The organism is Micromonospora sp. NPDC050495 (assembly GCF_040655175.1).
Taxonomy (GTDB): Bacteria; Actinomycetota; Actinomycetes; order Mycobacteriales; family Micromonosporaceae; genus Micromonospora.
In genome coordinates this window covers 20,185-34,999 of the sequence record NZ_JBFAJK010000008.1, presented here as the reverse complement: position 1 = coordinate 34,999, position 14,815 = coordinate 20,185, and the positions used below count along the sequence as shown (strand labels likewise).

The 14,815-nt window shown below is 75.0% G+C and carries 15 protein-coding genes; 9 read left to right on the top strand and 6 right to left on the bottom strand.

Annotated features, from left to right (window positions below; translation table 11 throughout):
• Nucleotides 1–7: 7 nt before the first annotated feature.
• The gene (locus tag AB0I11_RS11460; protein WP_357317263.1) at nt 8–1,306 is read right to left on the bottom strand and encodes a hypothetical protein; all 1,299 of its coding nucleotides are present in this window, start codon (nt 1,304–1,306) and stop codon (nt 8–10) included.
• A gap of 222 nt (nt 1,307–1,528) precedes the next feature.
• Between AB0I11_RS11460 and AB0I11_RS11455 the strand changes: the two genes are divergently transcribed.
• Genes AB0I11_RS11455 through AB0I11_RS11420 form a run of 8 tightly spaced genes read left to right on the top strand, consistent with a single transcriptional unit; the run spans nt 1,529 to nt 9,962 of the window.
• Nucleotides 1,529–2,377: a MurR/RpiR family transcriptional regulator gene (locus AB0I11_RS11455; RefSeq protein WP_357317260.1), complete on the top strand. Its 849-nt coding sequence runs from the start codon at nt 1,529–1,531 to the stop codon at nt 2,375–2,377.
• A 12-nt stretch (nt 2,378–2,389) separates the two neighbouring features.
• Nucleotides 2,390–4,045, top strand: a complete 1,656-nt coding sequence (hutU, locus tag AB0I11_RS11450; RefSeq protein ID WP_357317257.1) for a urocanate hydratase — start codon at nt 2,390–2,392, stop codon at nt 4,043–4,045.
• Nucleotides 4,046–4,088: 43 nt separating this feature from the next.
• Entirely contained in the window at nt 4,089–5,288 is a 1,200-nt protein-coding gene (locus AB0I11_RS11445; RefSeq protein ID WP_357317254.1) for an allantoate amidohydrolase, read from the top strand.
• The gene (locus AB0I11_RS11440) at nt 5,285–6,637 is read left to right on the top strand and encodes a formimidoylglutamate deiminase (protein WP_357317786.1); all 1,353 of its coding nucleotides are present in this window, start codon (nt 5,285–5,287) and stop codon (nt 6,635–6,637) included. The genes AB0I11_RS11445 and AB0I11_RS11440 overlap by 4 nt, the downstream gene beginning before the upstream one ends.
• On the top strand, nt 6,634–7,848 hold the full coding sequence (gene hutI, locus AB0I11_RS11435) for an imidazolonepropionase (RefSeq protein WP_357317251.1): 1,215 nt from the start codon (nt 6,634–6,636) through the stop codon (nt 7,846–7,848). Before AB0I11_RS11440 ends, hutI begins: the two co-directional genes overlap by 4 nt.
• Nucleotides 7,836–9,374: a histidine ammonia-lyase gene (gene hutH / locus AB0I11_RS11430; protein WP_357317248.1), complete on the top strand. Its 1,539-nt coding sequence runs from the start codon at nt 7,836–7,838 to the stop codon at nt 9,372–9,374. The genes hutI and hutH overlap by 13 nt, the downstream gene beginning before the upstream one ends.
• Before the next feature lie 40 nt (nt 9,375–9,414).
• Nucleotides 9,415–9,552 (top strand): hypothetical protein, encoded by a 138-nt coding sequence (locus tag AB0I11_RS11425; protein ID WP_357317245.1) that lies wholly within the window; start codon nt 9,415–9,417, stop codon nt 9,550–9,552.
• Nucleotides 9,553–9,554: 2 nt separating this feature from the next.
• Complete coding sequence (locus AB0I11_RS11420) at nt 9,555–9,962, top strand: hypothetical protein (protein ID WP_357317242.1); 408 nt, start codon at nt 9,555–9,557, stop codon at nt 9,960–9,962.
• An 18-nt stretch (nt 9,963–9,980) separates the two neighbouring features.
• On the opposite strand, the gene AB0I11_RS11415 is transcribed toward AB0I11_RS11420, so the two are convergent.
• Nucleotides 9,981–10,817 carry a helix-turn-helix transcriptional regulator gene (locus AB0I11_RS11415; protein WP_357317239.1) on the bottom strand — a complete coding sequence of 279 codons (837 nt, stop codon included), beginning with the start codon at nt 10,815–10,817 and terminating at the stop codon, nt 9,981–9,983.
• Nucleotides 10,818–10,918: 101 nt separating this feature from the next.
• Between AB0I11_RS11415 and AB0I11_RS11410 the strand changes: the two genes are divergently transcribed.
• A complete protein-coding gene (locus tag AB0I11_RS11410) occupies nt 10,919–11,635 on the top strand; it encodes an SDR family oxidoreductase (RefSeq protein WP_357317236.1) in 717 nt (238 codons plus the stop codon).
• A 50-nt stretch (nt 11,636–11,685) separates the two neighbouring features.
• On the opposite strand, the gene rdgB is transcribed toward AB0I11_RS11410, so the two are convergent.
• From rdgB to AB0I11_RS11390, 4 genes are all read right to left on the bottom strand, one after another.
• Nucleotides 11,686–12,303, bottom strand: a complete 618-nt coding sequence (gene rdgB / locus AB0I11_RS11405; RefSeq protein ID WP_357317233.1) for an RdgB/HAM1 family non-canonical purine NTP pyrophosphatase — start codon at nt 12,301–12,303, stop codon at nt 11,686–11,688.
• Between the two features lie 34 nt (nt 12,304–12,337).
• Entirely contained in the window at nt 12,338–13,063 is a 726-nt protein-coding gene (gene rph / locus AB0I11_RS11400; protein ID WP_357317230.1) for a ribonuclease PH, read from the bottom strand.
• A gap of 53 nt (nt 13,064–13,116) precedes the next feature.
• On the bottom strand, nt 13,117–13,881 hold the full coding sequence (locus AB0I11_RS11395; RefSeq protein ID WP_357317227.1) for a hypothetical protein: 765 nt from the start codon (nt 13,879–13,881) through the stop codon (nt 13,117–13,119).
• Nucleotides 13,882–13,956: 75 nt separating this feature from the next.
• Nucleotides 13,957–14,703: an MBL fold metallo-hydrolase gene (locus AB0I11_RS11390; RefSeq protein WP_357317225.1), complete on the bottom strand. Its 747-nt coding sequence runs from the start codon at nt 14,701–14,703 to the stop codon at nt 13,957–13,959.
• Between the last annotated feature and the right edge of the window lie 112 nt (nt 14,704–14,815).

Below are 14,815 nucleotides of genomic sequence, written 5' to 3'. Positions count from 1 at the left end.
GCGCTCCTCAGAAGACGACCACGTCGCGGATGTAGCTGGCGAAGCGACGCAACTGGTAGGCCTCCGGCACCGGTGAGGTCATCCGGATCACCAACTGGCGGTCGATCGCGCCGTCCTCACCGCTGCGGAAGTAGGCGACGACGACCAGGCCGTGCCGCTGCCCGCCGTCAACGTCGAGGATCTTCTCGGCGTAGCTGGCGTACTCGCCGCTGCGGATCCACTGCGCGCCCCAGGCCTCCTCGACACCGCGCATGGCGGTCTGCCACTGCCCGGTGCACGGCTGCGGGCAGTCCCGCACGATCACCTCACCGCCCAGCGTCTGGGCACCGGTCGCCGAGGTGCCGCACTGGTACTTGACGAATCCCTCGGCGCGGCCGGCGAGCGTGCACTGCCAGTTGGTGGGCACCTTCACCGGGAAGCCCAGGCCGTCGAGGTTCAACGTACGTACCGTGTCCCGTTCCTTGAACTTCGGCCACTGGGTCGGCCACGCGCCGGGCTTCGGCGGCTCCACGCCGGGCGACTCCGGCGGCGTGGTCGGCAGCAGCGGCGGAGCGCTGGTGCTGCCGCTGGCCACCGGGTGCGGCTTCTCGTCGCCACCGGAGCCGGCCCAGACAGCCAGGCCGCCGGCGCCGGCGAGCACGACCAGGACGAGGGCGGCGATGCCGACCCAGAGCCCGGTCCGGCGCCGGGGCGACGCGGAGGGGGTGATCCGGCGAGCGGGCGCGGTGAACGGCTCCTGCGGCGGCGCGCTGACCGGCAGCGGGTGCTCGGGCCGCAACGGGGCGGGACCCTGCTGCGGCACAGCGACCGGCTGGTGCTCCGGAGCCGGCGCGGGTGAGACCTGCTGCGCCTGCTGGGGCAGCGCCGCGTGCATCGCCCACGGCAGGGGCGCACCGGAGGTCGGGCTGGGCCCGCCGGAGGTCGGCACCCCGGAGACCGGCTGCGGCGGTTCGGTGACGGTGCCAGTCTCCGGGACCAGCACCTCGGTTGCGGACTCCGCCGGCAGCAACTCCATGCCGAGGGTCTGGAACAGCCGCTGCGCCCCCATCCCCTCTTCCGACGGGTACGCGACCCAGGGCTTCGCGGCGGCGAAGTCGGCGTTGACGTAGCGCAGGCCACCGGTGGTCAGCGCCATGGCGTTGGCGGCGTTGGCGAACGCCTCCCGCCAGGGCTGGTCGGTCGCCGCGGCGCCTTCGAGCACCGCCACCGTCACCAGCCGGTCCTGTCCGTCGATCGCCCACCACGCGGTGCCCACCGGGCAGACGCCGAGCGCCTCGGTGAACCTGTACGGACCGACCGGCTGCATGCGACAACTCCTCTGCTCATCCGCCGTGCGGATAGTACAGAGCCGGTGCTTGCGGCAGACTTCTCCGGTCGCCACCGCAAAACGCGCGTAGCGCCCCTCGACGGACGGGTTACCCCGATCGATCGCGGTCGGGATCGCTTTCGGAGGGCCGCGGATCGACCCGAACCGGCCGGCGCCGGACGGAGGTTGCGCAGTGAAAGTTTTCATGCATAGAGTCGCGATATGAATGAAAGCGGTGCGGCCCCCACCGACCGCCTGCTCGACCTCTTCCACGGCGTCCGGCTCACCCCCACCCAGCGCCGGATCGCGCACTGCCTGGTCCAGCACGCCGGCGCGGCGGCGTACCTGTCGGCGGCGGAGGTCGCCGAGCTGGCCGGCGTGAGCCAGCCCTCGGTGACCCGGTTCGCGATGGCGTTGGGCCACGACGGCTACCCGGCGCTGCGCCGCCGGCTGCGTGGGCTGACCGCCACCGACGGCGCCGCCCCGGCCGACGTCGGCAACGCGTTCCAGCGCGCGGTCCGGACCGAGATGGGCAACCTGGACCGGCTGGCCGGCGAGCTGGCCGACGCCGGCCGGATCGCCGAGGTGGGCAAGCTGCTCGCGGCCAGCCGGCCGCTGCCGGTGCTCGGTCTGCGCGCCGCCGCGCCGCTGGCCGCCTACTTCGCGTACTTCGCCGCGAAGGTACACCCGGACGTGCGGGTGCTCGACGACGGCGGCAGTCTGCTCGCCGACCGGCTCGACCAGGCCGCCGCCGCCGGGGCCACCGCGCTGCTCGCCTTCGTGCTGCCCCGCTATCCCCGGGAGACCCTGGACGCGCTGCGCGAGGCCCGCGACGCCGGGCTGACCGTGGTGGCGATCACCGACTCCCCGGTGAGTCCCGCCACCGACCACGCCGAGCTGGTGCTCCCCGCCGCCGTCGGCACCGATCTGGTCTTCGACCTGCACACCGCTCCGATGACCCTGGCCATGGTGGTGCTGCAGGCGATCTGTGACGCCACCCCGGCCGAGACCCAGGCCCGGCTCGAGGCGTTCGAGTCGTCCGCCGCCCGCCGCCAGTTGTTCCTCGGCTGAGAGGAGTACGACATGCACCAGCCCGTCCGCGCCGCCCGCGGCACCACACGCACCGCCAAGGGGTGGCCGCAGGAGGCCGCGCTGCGGATGCTGATGAACAACCTCGACCCGGAGGTGGCCGAGCGCCCCGAGGACCTGGTGGTCTACGGCGGCACCGGGAAGGCCGCCCGGGACTGGCCGTCGTACCACGCGCTGGTGCGGACGCTGACCGAGCTGCGCGACGACGAGACCATGCTGGTGCAGTCCGGCCGCCCGGTCGGCGTCCTGCGTACCCACGAGTGGGCGCCGCGGGTGCTGCTGGCCAACTCCAACCTGGTCGGTGACTGGGCGACCTGGCCGGAGTTCCGCCGCCTGGAGCAGCTCGGCCTGACCATGTACGGGCAGATGACCGCCGGTTCGTGGATCTACATCGGCACCCAGGGCATCCTGCAGGGCACCTACGAGACGTTCGCGGCGGTGGCCGCGAAGCGCTTCGGCGGCACCCTGGCCGGGACGCTGACGCTGACCGCCGGCTGCGGCGGGATGGGCGGGGCGCAGCCCCTCGCGGTGACCATGAACGGCGGCGCCTGCCTGATCGTCGACGTGGACCGGTCCCGGCTGGCCCGCCGGATGCACGACCGCTACCTGGACGAGATCGCCGACGACCTGGACGACGCGGTCCAGCGGGTGCTCGCCGCGAAGCGGGAGCGCCGGGCGCTGAGCGTCGGCGTGGTCGGCAACGCGGCCGTCGTCTTCCCGGAGCTGCTGGTCAAGGGCGTCGAGATCGACATCGTCACCGACCAGACCAGCGCGCACGATCCGCTGTCGTACCTGCCGGTGGGGGTGGAGCTGGCCGACGCCCGGGACTTCGCGGCGGCGAAGCCGGCCGAGTTCACCGACCGGGCCCGGGCGTCGATGGCCCGGCACGTGGCGGCGATGGTCGGCTTCCTGGACGCCGGCGCGGAGGTGTTCGACTACGGCAACTCGATCCGCGGCGAGGCGAAGCTCGGCGGGTACGAGCGGGCCTTCGACTTCCCCGGCTTCGTGCCGGCGTACATCCGGCCGCTGTTCAGTGAGGGCAAGGGCCCGTTCCGGTGGGCGGCGCTCTCCGGCGACCCGAAGGACATCGCGGCCACCGACCGGGCCATCCTCGACCTGTTCCCGGAGAACGAGTCGCTGGCCCGGTGGATCCGGCTGGCCGGCGAGCGGGTCGCCTTCCAGGGCCTGCCGGCGCGGATCTGCTGGCTGGGCTACGGCGAGCGGGACAAGGCCGGGGTGCGGTTCAACGAGATGGTGGCCGCCGGCGAGCTGAGCGCCCCGGTGGTGATCGGCCGGGACCACCTGGACTGCGGCAGCGTGGCCAGCCCGTACCGGGAGACCGAGGCGATGGCCGACGGCTCGGACGCGATCGCCGACTGGCCGCTGCTCAACGCCCTGGTCAACACGGCCAGCGGGGCGTCCTGGGTGTCCATCCACCACGGTGGCGGGGTCGGCATCGGCCGGTCCATCCACGCCGGTCAGGTCTGCGTCGCCGACGGCACCGCGCTGGCCGGGCAGAAGATCGAGCGGGTGCTCACCAACGACCCGGCGATGGGCGTCATCCGGCACGTCGACGCCGGCTACGACGACGCCCGCGAGGTGGCGCAGCGGACCGGCGTCCGGGTGCCGATGGCCGAGGGCCCGGCGTGACCGCGCGACCCGGCCCCGCGATCACGACCAGCGGGGGCACGGCGTGACCGAGCTGGCCGCGCGGTTCCGGAAGCTGTGGGACGAGATCGCGCCGGTCGGGCGGGACGCGGGCAGCGGCGGCTACCTGCGCTACGCGCTGACCGGGCCGGAGCTGGCGCTGCGCGACTGGTTCCGGGAGCAGGCCGGGCAGCGCGGCATGCCGGTGACCGCCGACGGCAACGGCAACCTCTTCGCCTGGTGGGGTGACCCGGCCGCCGGGGACGCGGTGCTCACCGGCAGCCACTTCGACTCGGTGCCGCACGGCGGGGCCTATGACGGGCCGCTCGGCATCGTCAGCGCGTTCCTGGCCGTGGACGAGCTGCGGTCCGCCGGGGTCACCCCGGTCCGGCCGGTGGCGGTGGCCGCGTTCGTGGAGGAGGAGGGCGCCCGGTTCGGCGTACCGTGCCTGGGGTCGCGGCTGCTCACCGGGGAGATCGCGGCCGACCGCGCGGCCGGGCTGCGCGACGCGGCCGGGGTGAGCTTCGCCGAGGCGCTGGGCGACCGGCCGGCGGGCGCCGACCGCGGCCTGCTCGGCCGCTTCGCGGCCTTCGTGGAGTTGCACGTCGAGCAGGGCCGGGCGCTGGTCGACCGGGACGCGCCGGTGGCGGTGGCGAGCGCCATCTGGCCGCACGGCCGCTGGCGGTTCGACTTCCACGGCGAGGGCAACCACGCGGGTACGACCCGGATGGCCGACCGCCGCGACCCGATGCTCACCTACGCGTTCACCGTGCTCGCGGCGAACAAGGAGGCCCGGCTGCGCGACGCGCACGCCACGGTGGGCCGGGTGGCCGTGGAGCCGAACGCCACCAACGCCATCCCGGCGCGGGTGACCGGCTGGCTGGACGCCCGGGCGGCCGAGCCGGGCACGCTGCACGGCCTGGTCGAGGCGGTCCGGGCGAAGGCCGCCGAGCGGGCGAAGCGGGACGGCACCGAGCTGACCTGCACCCAGGAGTCGGCCACCCCGCTGGTGGCCTTCGACGGCGGGCTGGCCGACCGGCTGGCCGGGCTGCTGGCCGCGCCGGTGCTGCCGACCGGGGCGGGACACGACGCCGGGGTGCTCGCGGCGCACCTGCCGACCGCCATGCTGTTCGTGCGGAACCCGACGGGGGTGTCGCACTCCCCCGCCGAGTCCGCCACCGACGCCGACTGCGCGGCCGGGGTGACCGCCCTGGCCCGGGTGCTGGAGGAGCTGGCATGCCGCTGACCCGCTGGCTGGCCGAGTACGCCTGGCTGCCCGACCACGCCGAGCCCACCCCGGACGTGCTGATCGAGGCCGAGGACGGCCGGATCGTCGCGGTCGCGCCGCTGGTCGGCGGCGGCAGCCCGGCCGCCGGGGTCGAGGTGCTCGGCGACGCCACCCGGCTGCCCGGGCTGACCCTGCCCGGGCTGGCCAACGCCCACTCGCACGCGTTCCACCGGGCGTTGCGCGGGCGGACCCACGGCGGGCGGGGCGACTTCTGGAGCTGGCGGGACGTCATGTACGACGTGGCCGCCCGGCTGGACCCGGACTCCTACCTGGCGCTGGCCCGGGCCACGTACGCGGAGATGGCGCTGGCCGGGATCACCTGCGTGGGCGAGTTTCACTACCTGCACCACGGCCCGGACGGGACGCCGTACGACGACCCGAACGCGATGTCGGCGGCGCTGGTGGAGGCCGCCGCGCACGCCGGCATCCGGCTCACCCTGCTGGACGCCGCCTACCTGACCGCCACCGTCGACGGCGAGCCGCTGGCCGGGGCGCAGCGGCGGTTCGGCGACGGGGACGCGTTGCGCTGGGCGGAGCGGGTGGCCGCCTTCCGCCCGGAGGACGACCACGCCCGGGTCGGCGCCGCCATCCACTCGGTGCGGGCGGTGCCGGCCGAGCAGCTCGCCACCGTCGCCAATCTGGCCCACCGGGCCGGCGTGCCGCTGCACGTGCACCTCTCCGAGCAGCCGGCCGAGAACGACGCCTGCCGGGCCGTGCACGGCTGCACGCCGACCCGGCTGCTGGCCGACCACGGCGTGCTCGGCCCGCACAGCACGGCCGTGCACGCCACCCACCCGACCAGCGCCGACGTCGGCCTGCTCGGGGAGAACCGGACCGGGATCTGCCTCTGCCCCACCACCGAGCGGGACCTCGCCGACGGTATCGGGCCGGCCCGCCGGATGGCGGACGCGGGCAGCCCGCTGAGCCTGGGCAGCGACAGCCACGCCGTGATCGACCTCTTCGAGGAGGCCCGCGCGGTCGAGCTGGACGAGCGGCTGCGCACCCGCCGGCGCGGCCACTTCAGCGCGGCGGAGCTGGTCGGCGCGGCCACCGTCGCCGGGCACGCCGCGCTGGGCTGGGGCGACGCGGGCCGGCTGTCGGTCGGGGACCGGGCCGACCTGGTCACGGTACGGCTGGACAGCGCCCGCACCGCGGGCGTGCCGCCGGTCGGGGCGTTCTTCGCGGCCACCGCCGCGGACGTGACGCACGTGGTGGTGGACGGCCGGACGGTGGTGGCCGACGGCCGGCACCTGACCGTCGACGTGCCGAGCGAGCTGCGCGACGCCATCGCGACGGTGACCCCGTGAGCGCGAGCCTGCTGGTGGACAACATCGGTGAGCTGGTCACCAACGACGGTGCCGGCGACGCCGGCCCGCTCGGCATCCGCCGCGAGGCCGCCGTGCTGGTCGAGGACGGCGAGGTGGCCTGGGTCGGGCCGGCCCGGGACGCTCCAGCCGCCGACCGGCGGATCGACGCGGCCGGCGCGGCCGTGCTGCCCGGCTTCGTGGACAGCCACGCCCACCTGGTCTTCGCCGGGGACCGGGCCGCCGAGTTCGCCGCCCGGATGGCCGGCGAGCCCTACACCGGCGGTGGTATCCGCACGACCGTGGGCGCCACCCGGGCGGCCTCCGACGGCGAGCTGCGGGCCACCGTGGCCCGGCTGCGCGGCGAGGCGATGCGGCAGGGCACCACCACCATCGAGATCAAGAGTGGGTACGGGCTCACCGTCGCCGACGAGGCCCGCTCGCTGCGGATCGCCGCCGAGTTCACCGAGGACACCACCTTCCTCGGCGCGCACGTGGTCCCGCCCGAGTACGCCGACCGTCCGGACGACTACGTGGGCATGGTGTGCGGGCCGATGCTGGCCGCCGCCGCGCCGTACGCCCGGTGGATCGACGTGTTCTGCGAGCGGGGCGCCTTCGACGTGGACCACGCGCGGGCCATCCTCGCCTGCGGGCAGGCGGTCGGCCTGGGCGTGCGGGTGCACGCCAACCAGCTCGGCCCCGGTCCGGGCGTGCAGCTCGGGGTGGAGCTGGGCGCGGCCAGCGTGGACCACTGCACCCACCTGTCCGACGCCGACGTCGACGCGCTCGCCGCCACCCGGGTCGACTGCATGTGCGCCGAGGGCGGGCACACCGCCACCGTCGCCACCCTGCTGCCCGGGGCGGAGTTCTCCACCCGGTCGCCGTACCCGGACGCCCGGCGGCTGCTCGACGCGGGGGTGACGGTGGCGCTGGCCACCGACTGCAACCCCGGCTCGTCGTACACCTCGTCGATGCCGTTCTGCGTCGCGCTCGCCGTACGCGAGATGCGGATGACCCCGGCGGAGGCCGTGTGGGCCGCGACCGCCGGCGGGGCGGCGGCGCTGCGCCGCACCGACGTGGGCCGGCTCGCACGGGGCGCGCGGGCCGACCTGATGATCCTCGACGCCCCGTCCCACCTGCACCTGGCCTACCGGCCAGGGGTTCCGCTGATCCGCCAGGTCCTGCACAACGGAGTGCCGCAATGTCCACAGTGATCATCCAGCCCACCGGGGTGTCCCCCGCCGACGTGCTCGCCGTGGCCCGCGGCACCGCCAAGGTCGTCCTCGACCCCGACACGGTGGCGGCGATGGCGACCAGCCGGTCCATCGTGGACGGCATCGAGGCGGCCGGCCGCCCGGTGTACGGCGTCTCCACCGGGTTCGGGGCGCTCGCCAACACCTTCGTGGCGCCGGAGCGGCGGGCCGAGCTGCAGCACGCGCTGATCCGTTCGCACGCCGCCGGCGTCGGCGCGCCCATGCCCCGCGAGGTGGTCCGGGCCATGATGCTGCTGCGGGTACGCTCGCTCGCCCTCGGCCGCTCCGGGGTCCGCCCGCTGGTCGCCGAGGCCCTGGTGGACCTGCTCAACCACGAGGTCACCCCGTGGGTGCCGGAGCACGGCTCGCTGGGCGCCTCCGGCGACCTGGCCCCGCTGGCGCACTGCGCGCTGGTGCTGCTCGGCGAGGGCTGGGTGCTCGGCCCGGCCGGCGACCGGATCCCGGCCGCCGACGCGCTGAGCCGGGTCGGCCTGGCGCCGATCGAGCTGGCCGCCAAGGAGGGGCTGGCGCTGATCAACGGCACCGACGGCATGCTCGGCATGCTGTTGCTGGCCATCCACGACGCGCGGCACCTGTTCGCCATGGCCGACGTGACCGCCGCGCTGGCCATCGAGGCGATGCTCGGTTCGGAGCGGCCGTTCCTGCCCGAGCTGCACGCCATCCGGCCGCATCCCGGGCAGGCCGCCTCGGCCGCGAACATCCACCGGCTGCTGCAGAACTCGGCCGTGATGGACTCGCACCGCGACGACCTGGCCCACGCCGTGCAGGACGCGTACTCGATGCGCTGCGCCCCGCAGGTGGCCGGCGCGGCCCGGGACACCCTCGACTTCGTCGAGGTGGTCGCCGGCCGGGAGCTGCTGTCCGTGGTGGACAACCCGGTGGTGCTGCCGGACGGCCGGGTCGAGTCGACCGGCAACTTCCACGGCGCGCCGCTCGGCTTCGCCGCCGACTACCTGGCCATCGCCGCCGCCGAGGTGGGCGCCATCGCCGAGCGCCGGGTGGACCGCCTGCTCGACGTCACCCGTTCCCGCGACCTGCCGGCGTTCCTCTCCCCCGACGCCGGGGTCAACTCCGGCCTGATGATCGCCCAGTACACCGCGGCCGGCATCGTCGCGGAGAACCGGCGGCTGGCCGCCCCCGCCTCGGTCGACTCGCTGCCCACCAGCGGCATGCAGGAGGACCACGTCTCGATGGGCTGGGCCGCGACCAAGAAGCTGCGCACCGTGCTGGACAACCTGACCAGTGTGCTCGCCGTGGAGCTGCTGTCGGCCGTCCGCGGGCTCCAGCTGCGCGCGCCGCTGACCCCGTCCCCGGCCGGCCGGGCGGCGGTCGCCGCGCTCGGTGACACCATCGGCGAGCCGGGGCCGGACATGTTCCTCGCCCCGCTGATGGAGGCGGCGCGCGAGGTGGTCCGGGGCCCGGAGCTGCGGGCGGCGATCGAGCGGGAGATCGGGCCGCTGAGCTGAGCGGTGCCGCGGTCGGCCGGGGCTGCTAGCGTTCGCCGCCGTGACCGATGACGACGCCGTGACCGCCCCGGACGGGGACGACCTGCCCGACCAGATTCGGACCTTCGTCCGCCGGCAGGTGGCGCTGGCCGAACTGCCCGCGGCCGCCATCGTTGCCGAGACGAGCTGCCGGAGCTGACCGTGGGCCGGCACGAGGGGATGGCGCTGGTGCGGCGGTTGTGCGGCCTCTCACCAGCCGGCACGCCGGTCCCCAACCCGGCCGGCTTCGTCGAGGTGACCGGCGACCAGGTCGGCTGGTCGGACCAGGCGGTGCCGCTGGACCTCCCGGAGGTGCTCGCACTGGTGCGGACCATGCGCCCGCTCAGTTACGACTTCCTCACCTGCTTCGGCCGCTCCGGCGGCTGCGTGCAGACCACCTGGAACCCGAGCGGGCTCTGGGTGGAGGAGCTGGACACCGAGGCGGCCCGCTCGGTCGGCCGGTACGCCACCCTGGCCGAGGTGGAACGGGTGCTGACCGTGCTGGCGGCCGAGGACCGGGTCGCCGTGCGGAAGCTGGGTGGCGAGTTGACCACGGTCCACCACCGCTGAGCGGTCGCCCGTGCCCGCTCAGGCGTAGGTGGGAGTATGGGCCAGCAGGGCGAGCGCGTCCGTGTCCGGCGTCCCCGGGCCAGGCTGGAAGGCGACGAACCGCTGCCCGTCCGGGGCGGTCAGGATCTCCGAGGTCAGCTCCAGCCGGCCCACTCCGGGATGCTGGAAGGTGCGCCGCGCGCCGCTCTTGACCCGTACGTCGTAGTGCCGCCACAACTCCGCGAACTCCTCGGCGGCCCCGGACAGCTCCGCGACCAGCCGGGCCAGTTCGGGTGAGTCGGGGTCGGCGGCGGCGACCGTGCGCAGGTGGGCCACGCAGTCCTCGGCCATCCGCCGCCACGGCGTGAAGAGCGTGCGGGCGACCGGATGGACGAAGACGTACCGGATCAGGTTGCGCCGCTGCGCCGGCCACTGCTCGATCCCGGCCAGCAGCCGGTACCCCTCCGGATTCGCGGCGAGGACGTCGCTGGTGGGGCTCAGCACGTACGCCGGGGTGGGCCGGACGCTCGCCAGCAGCAGCCGCAGCCCCGGCCGTGGGGCGGCGGCCGGGCGCGGCCGGCGCGCGGATCGACCGGCCGCGTTGCGGGCCAGCGCGTGCAGGTGGGCCCGCTCGTCGTCATCGAGGCGCAGCGCCGTGGCGAGCGCGTCGAGAACGGCGGGGCCCGGGTTGGTGTCCCGGCCGCGTTCCAGCCGGATGTAGTAGTCGACGCTCACCCCGGCCAGGGCCGCCAGTTCCTCGCGGCGCAGGCCCGGTGTCTGCCGACGGCCGGTGCCCGCCGGCAGCCCCACCTCGGCCGGACCGAGCCGGGCCCGCCGGTTGCGCAGGAACTCGCCGAGGGCGCCATGATCGACCACCCGTCGAGTCTGCCAGCCGCCGACCCGGCGGGGGTGGCCCGGTCAGGGCCTGTCCCGGCGCGGTCTCCCGGCCGGTCCGGCCAGCCGGGAACCTGGGCGGCATGACACGATCTCGGATCCTCATCGTCGGCGGCGGCTCGGGCATGGGGCTGGCGCTGGGGGAACTGCTGCTGCACGGCGGCGCGGAGGTGACCATCGCCGGGCGCTCCGCCGACCGGCTGGCCGCCGCGGCCCGGCGCCTGGACGCCCCGGACCGGCTGCGCACCCACCCGGTCGACGTCGCCGACGATGAGCAGGTACGACGGCTGGCCGGCGACTGTGGACAACTCGATCACGTGGTGGTCACCGCCGCCGACATGACGGGGGCGTACGGCCCGCTGGGCGACTTGGACCTCGACGCGGCGCGGGCGGTCCTCGGCACCAAGGTGCTCGGGCCGTGGCTGGTGGCCAAGCACATCGGGATCGCCCCGAGCGGTTCGCTCACCTTCACCTCGGGCATCGCCGCCTACCGGCCGGCACCGGGCGGCTCGATGGTGGCGACCGCGAACGGCGCGTTGGAGTCGCTCGTCCGGGCGTTGGCGCTGGAACTCGCCCCGGTCCGGGTCAACGCGGTCTCCCCGGGCTGGGTGGACACCCCGATCTGGGACACCTTCGCGGGCGACGCCAAGCAGGCCCGGCTCGCCGCGATGGCCGAGCGGCTGCCGGGCGGCCGGGTGGGTGATCCGGCCGACATCGCCCGAGCCTTCGTGGCGGTGCTGGAGAACAGCTTCATCACGGGGACGGTGCTGCACGTCGACGGGGGGCACCGGCTGGTCTGACGGGCGGTCTCCTCGCCGTCCGCGTCGAGCGGACGGCGAGGACGGCCCGGTCAGGCGGCCGGCGGGAGCACCTTGGCGACCAGCTTGGCCAGCTCGCGCAGCGCCTTGCCGCGGTGGCTGATGGCGTCCTTCTCCGCGGGCGTCAGCTCGGCGTTGGTCCGCTCCTGCCCGTCGCCCAGGAAGATCGGGTCGTAGCCGAAGCCACCGTCGCCGCGCGGGGCGCGCAGCAGCCGGCCGGGCTGGCGGCCGTCGACCAGGTGCTCCTTGCCGCCGGGCAGCACCAGCGCGACGGTGCAGACGAACGCGGCGCCCCGGTGCTCGTCCGGCACGTCGGCGACCTGGTCCAGCACCAGCTGGAGGTTGGCCCGGTCGTCGCCGTGCCGGCCGGACCAGCGGGCGCTGAACACGCCCGGCATGCCGTTGAGCGCGTCCACCGACAGCCCTGAGTCGTCGGCGATGGTGGGCAGGCCGGTACGCCGGCAGCCCTCCCGCGCCTTGATCAGCGCGTTCTCGCCGAACGTCAGCCCGGTCTCCGGCAGCTCCGGGTACTCCTCGACGTCGTCGAGGCCGACCAGGGCGATCCGGTGCGCGCCGAGCGCGCCGTCGAGGATCCGCTGCAACTCGACGAGCTTCTTGCGGTTCCGGGTGGCGAGCAGGACCTTGTTCATGTTCAGCGCCTTCCGCTGCGCGTCGGCCAGTTCATCAGGTGAGCGCCTTCCGCTGCGCGTCGGCCAGTTCCAGGCAGCCCGCCACGCCCAGGTCGAGCAGGGCGTCGAGCTGGTCGCGGGCGAAGATCCCGGCCTCGCCGGTCCCCTGCACCTCGACGAAGTCGCCGGTGCCGGTGCAGACCACGTTCATGTCGACCTCGGCCGCCACGTCCTCCTCGTAGCAGAGGTCCAGCCGTGGCTCACCGGCGATGATGCCGACGCTCACCGCGGCCACCGAGCGGTGCATCACCTTCTCCACCTTGCCGGCGAGCGATTTCCGCTCGGCCAGCCAGGTCACCGCGTCGTGCAGCGCCACGTAGGCGCCGGTGATCGCGGCGGTCCGGGTGCCGCCGTCGGCTTGGAGCACGTCGCAGTCGAGCACCACCGAGTTCTCGCCGAGCGCCTTCAGGTCGACGCAGGCCCGCAGGCTGCGACCGATCAGCCGGGAGATCTCGTGGGTCCGCCCGCCGACCCGGCCCTTGACGCTCTCCCGGTCCGAGCGGGTGTTGGTGGCCCGGGGCAGCATCGCGTACTCGGCGGTCACCCAGCCGAGGCCGGAGCCCTTGCGCCAGCGGGGCACCCCTTCGGTGACGCTCGCCGTGCAGAGCACCCGGGTCGCACCGAACTCGACAAGGACCGAGCCCTCCGGGTGGGTGCTCCAGCCCCGGGTCAGCGTCACCGGTCGGAGTTGGTCGGGCCGCCGCCCGTCAGGTCGCACCATGCCTGCACCTTATGCGGTGCCCGGAGTGAACCGTCCCCGGGTGCCCACCCGGTTCAGTCGTGCCAGCCGACGCTCAGCGTCACGGTGACCGAACCGTCGACGCTGCTCCGCCCGCTGCGCGGCAGGACGCCGACCACGGTCGCGGTGATCGAGAAACCGTCCCGCTTCCAGGTGAAGACGCGGCAGGTCGGAAGGTCGGGATCGGCCAGGCAGGTCCGCATCCGGTCCACGGTGATCGGCAGGCCGGCGTTGACCAGCCACGCCTGGAGGCTCTGCGCCACGTCGACCGGGCAGGTGCCCCGCGGGCAGTCGAGCTGGTAGCTGGCGCCGGCCCGGTTGTCGTCCGCCGAGACGCCGGCGGACGTGAAGCCGGCGGGCACGCCGGCGTCCTCGACCATCTCCTTGCGCTGTTCCTGTAGCTGGCGGGGCTGGTACCAGCCGTTGTAGGTGACCGCGCCGCAGCAGCAGAGCCCCAGCAGCAGCACGCCGACGGCGAGCAGGACCGCCACCACCCGGCCGGTGCCGGAGCGCTTGCGCGGCGCCGGGTGCGGGCCGACCGGGAAGGGCCCCGGGTACGGCGGCTGCGCCGGACCGCCGGCCGACCCCGGATACGGCGGCTGCGACGGGCCGCCCGGCCCCGGGTACGGCGGCTGCGGCGGACCGCCGACCGACCCCGGATACGGCGGCTGCGGCGGACCGCCCGGCCCCGGGTACGGCGGACCGGCCGGCGACGGCCAGCCCGGCGCGGGCGGCTGCGGGGCGGGCGGCCAGCCGGACGGCGGGTGCGGGCCGGGTGGGCCGGAGGAGGGGTCGGTCACCCGCGTGATCTTAGGGCGGGTGCGGTGGTGGCGGCTGCCCCGCCGGCCGGCCGGGGCACCGCCCCGGTACGCCGGTCAGACGTCGTAGCAGGCGCCCGGGCGGACCACGTCCAGCGGGCCGGCGTACGCCCCGGCCGCCGCCTCCACCGTGTGCGACTCACTGCCCCAGGCCGGCACCAGGTGGGTGAGCAGCAGTCGACCCACCCCCGCCTTGGTGGCGTACTCGCCCGCCTCCCGGCCGGTGAGGTGCAGGTCCGGCGGGTTCTCCACCCCGTCGAGGTAGCTGGCCTCGCAGAGGAACAGGTCGGCGCCCTGGGCCAGGCGCAGCAGCGCGTCGCTGGGCGCGGTGTCCGACGAGTAGCAGAGCACCTTGCCGCCGTGCTCCAGCCGCACGCCGTACGTCTCCACCGGATGGTTCATCCGGTCGACCGTGACGCTGAACGGGCCGATCGGGAAGGTGCCCGGTTCGAGGGCGTAGAACTGGTAGACGTCCTCGAGCGTGCCGTCCGGCTGGCCGTAGGCGGCGTTGAGCCGGTCGGGGGCGCCGGCCGGGGCGTACACCGGCATGGGCGGGTGCGGGCCGTCCGGGCCGTACCGGCGGACCACCACGTAGGTCACCGCGTCGAGCATGTGGTCGCAGTGCAGGTGGGTGAGGATGATCGCGTCGGGTGCGTGCAGGCCGGCGTAGCGCTGGAGGGTGGAGAGCGCCCCGGAGCCGAAGTCGACCAGGAGCTTGAAGCCCTCGGCCTCGACCAGGTAGGCGGAGCAGGGTGACTCGGGGCCGGGGAAGCTGCCCGCGCAGCCCAGGACGGTCAGTCGCATCGGGTTGCCCCGATGTCACGCTTGGTAGTCGACACGCCGGCAATGACACCGCCGATGATCTCTACCGACGCGTTCGTCACGCTGCGCAGCCTACGCGTCGGCCCGGTCGGGC

What these genes read in the sequence shown, in the direction of transcription:
- hutU (WP_357317257.1), top strand. Translation starts at nt 2,390, where the DNA reads ATGCACCAGCCCGTCCGCGCCGCCCGCGGCACCACACGCACCGCCAAG.
- AB0I11_RS11390 (WP_357317225.1), bottom strand. Translation starts at nt 14,703, where the DNA reads ATGCGACTGACCGTCCTGGGCTGCGCGGGCAGCTTCCCCGGCCCCGAG.
- AB0I11_RS11460 (WP_357317263.1), bottom strand. Translation starts at nt 1,306, where the DNA reads ATGCAGCCGGTCGGTCCGTACAGGTTCACCGAGGCGCTCGGCGTCTGC.
- AB0I11_RS11455 (WP_357317260.1), top strand. Translation starts at nt 1,529, where the DNA reads ATGAATGAAAGCGGTGCGGCCCCCACCGACCGCCTGCTCGACCTCTTC.
- hutH (WP_357317248.1), top strand. Translation starts at nt 7,836, where the DNA reads ATGTCCACAGTGATCATCCAGCCCACCGGGGTGTCCCCCGCCGACGTG.
- rdgB (WP_357317233.1), bottom strand. Translation starts at nt 12,303, where the DNA reads ATGAACAAGGTCCTGCTCGCCACCCGGAACCGCAAGAAGCTCGTCGAG.
- rph (WP_357317230.1), bottom strand. Translation starts at nt 13,063, where the DNA reads ATGGTGCGACCTGACGGGCGGCGGCCCGACCAACTCCGACCGGTGACG.
- AB0I11_RS11410 (WP_357317236.1), top strand. Translation starts at nt 10,919, where the DNA reads ATGACACGATCTCGGATCCTCATCGTCGGCGGCGGCTCGGGCATGGGG.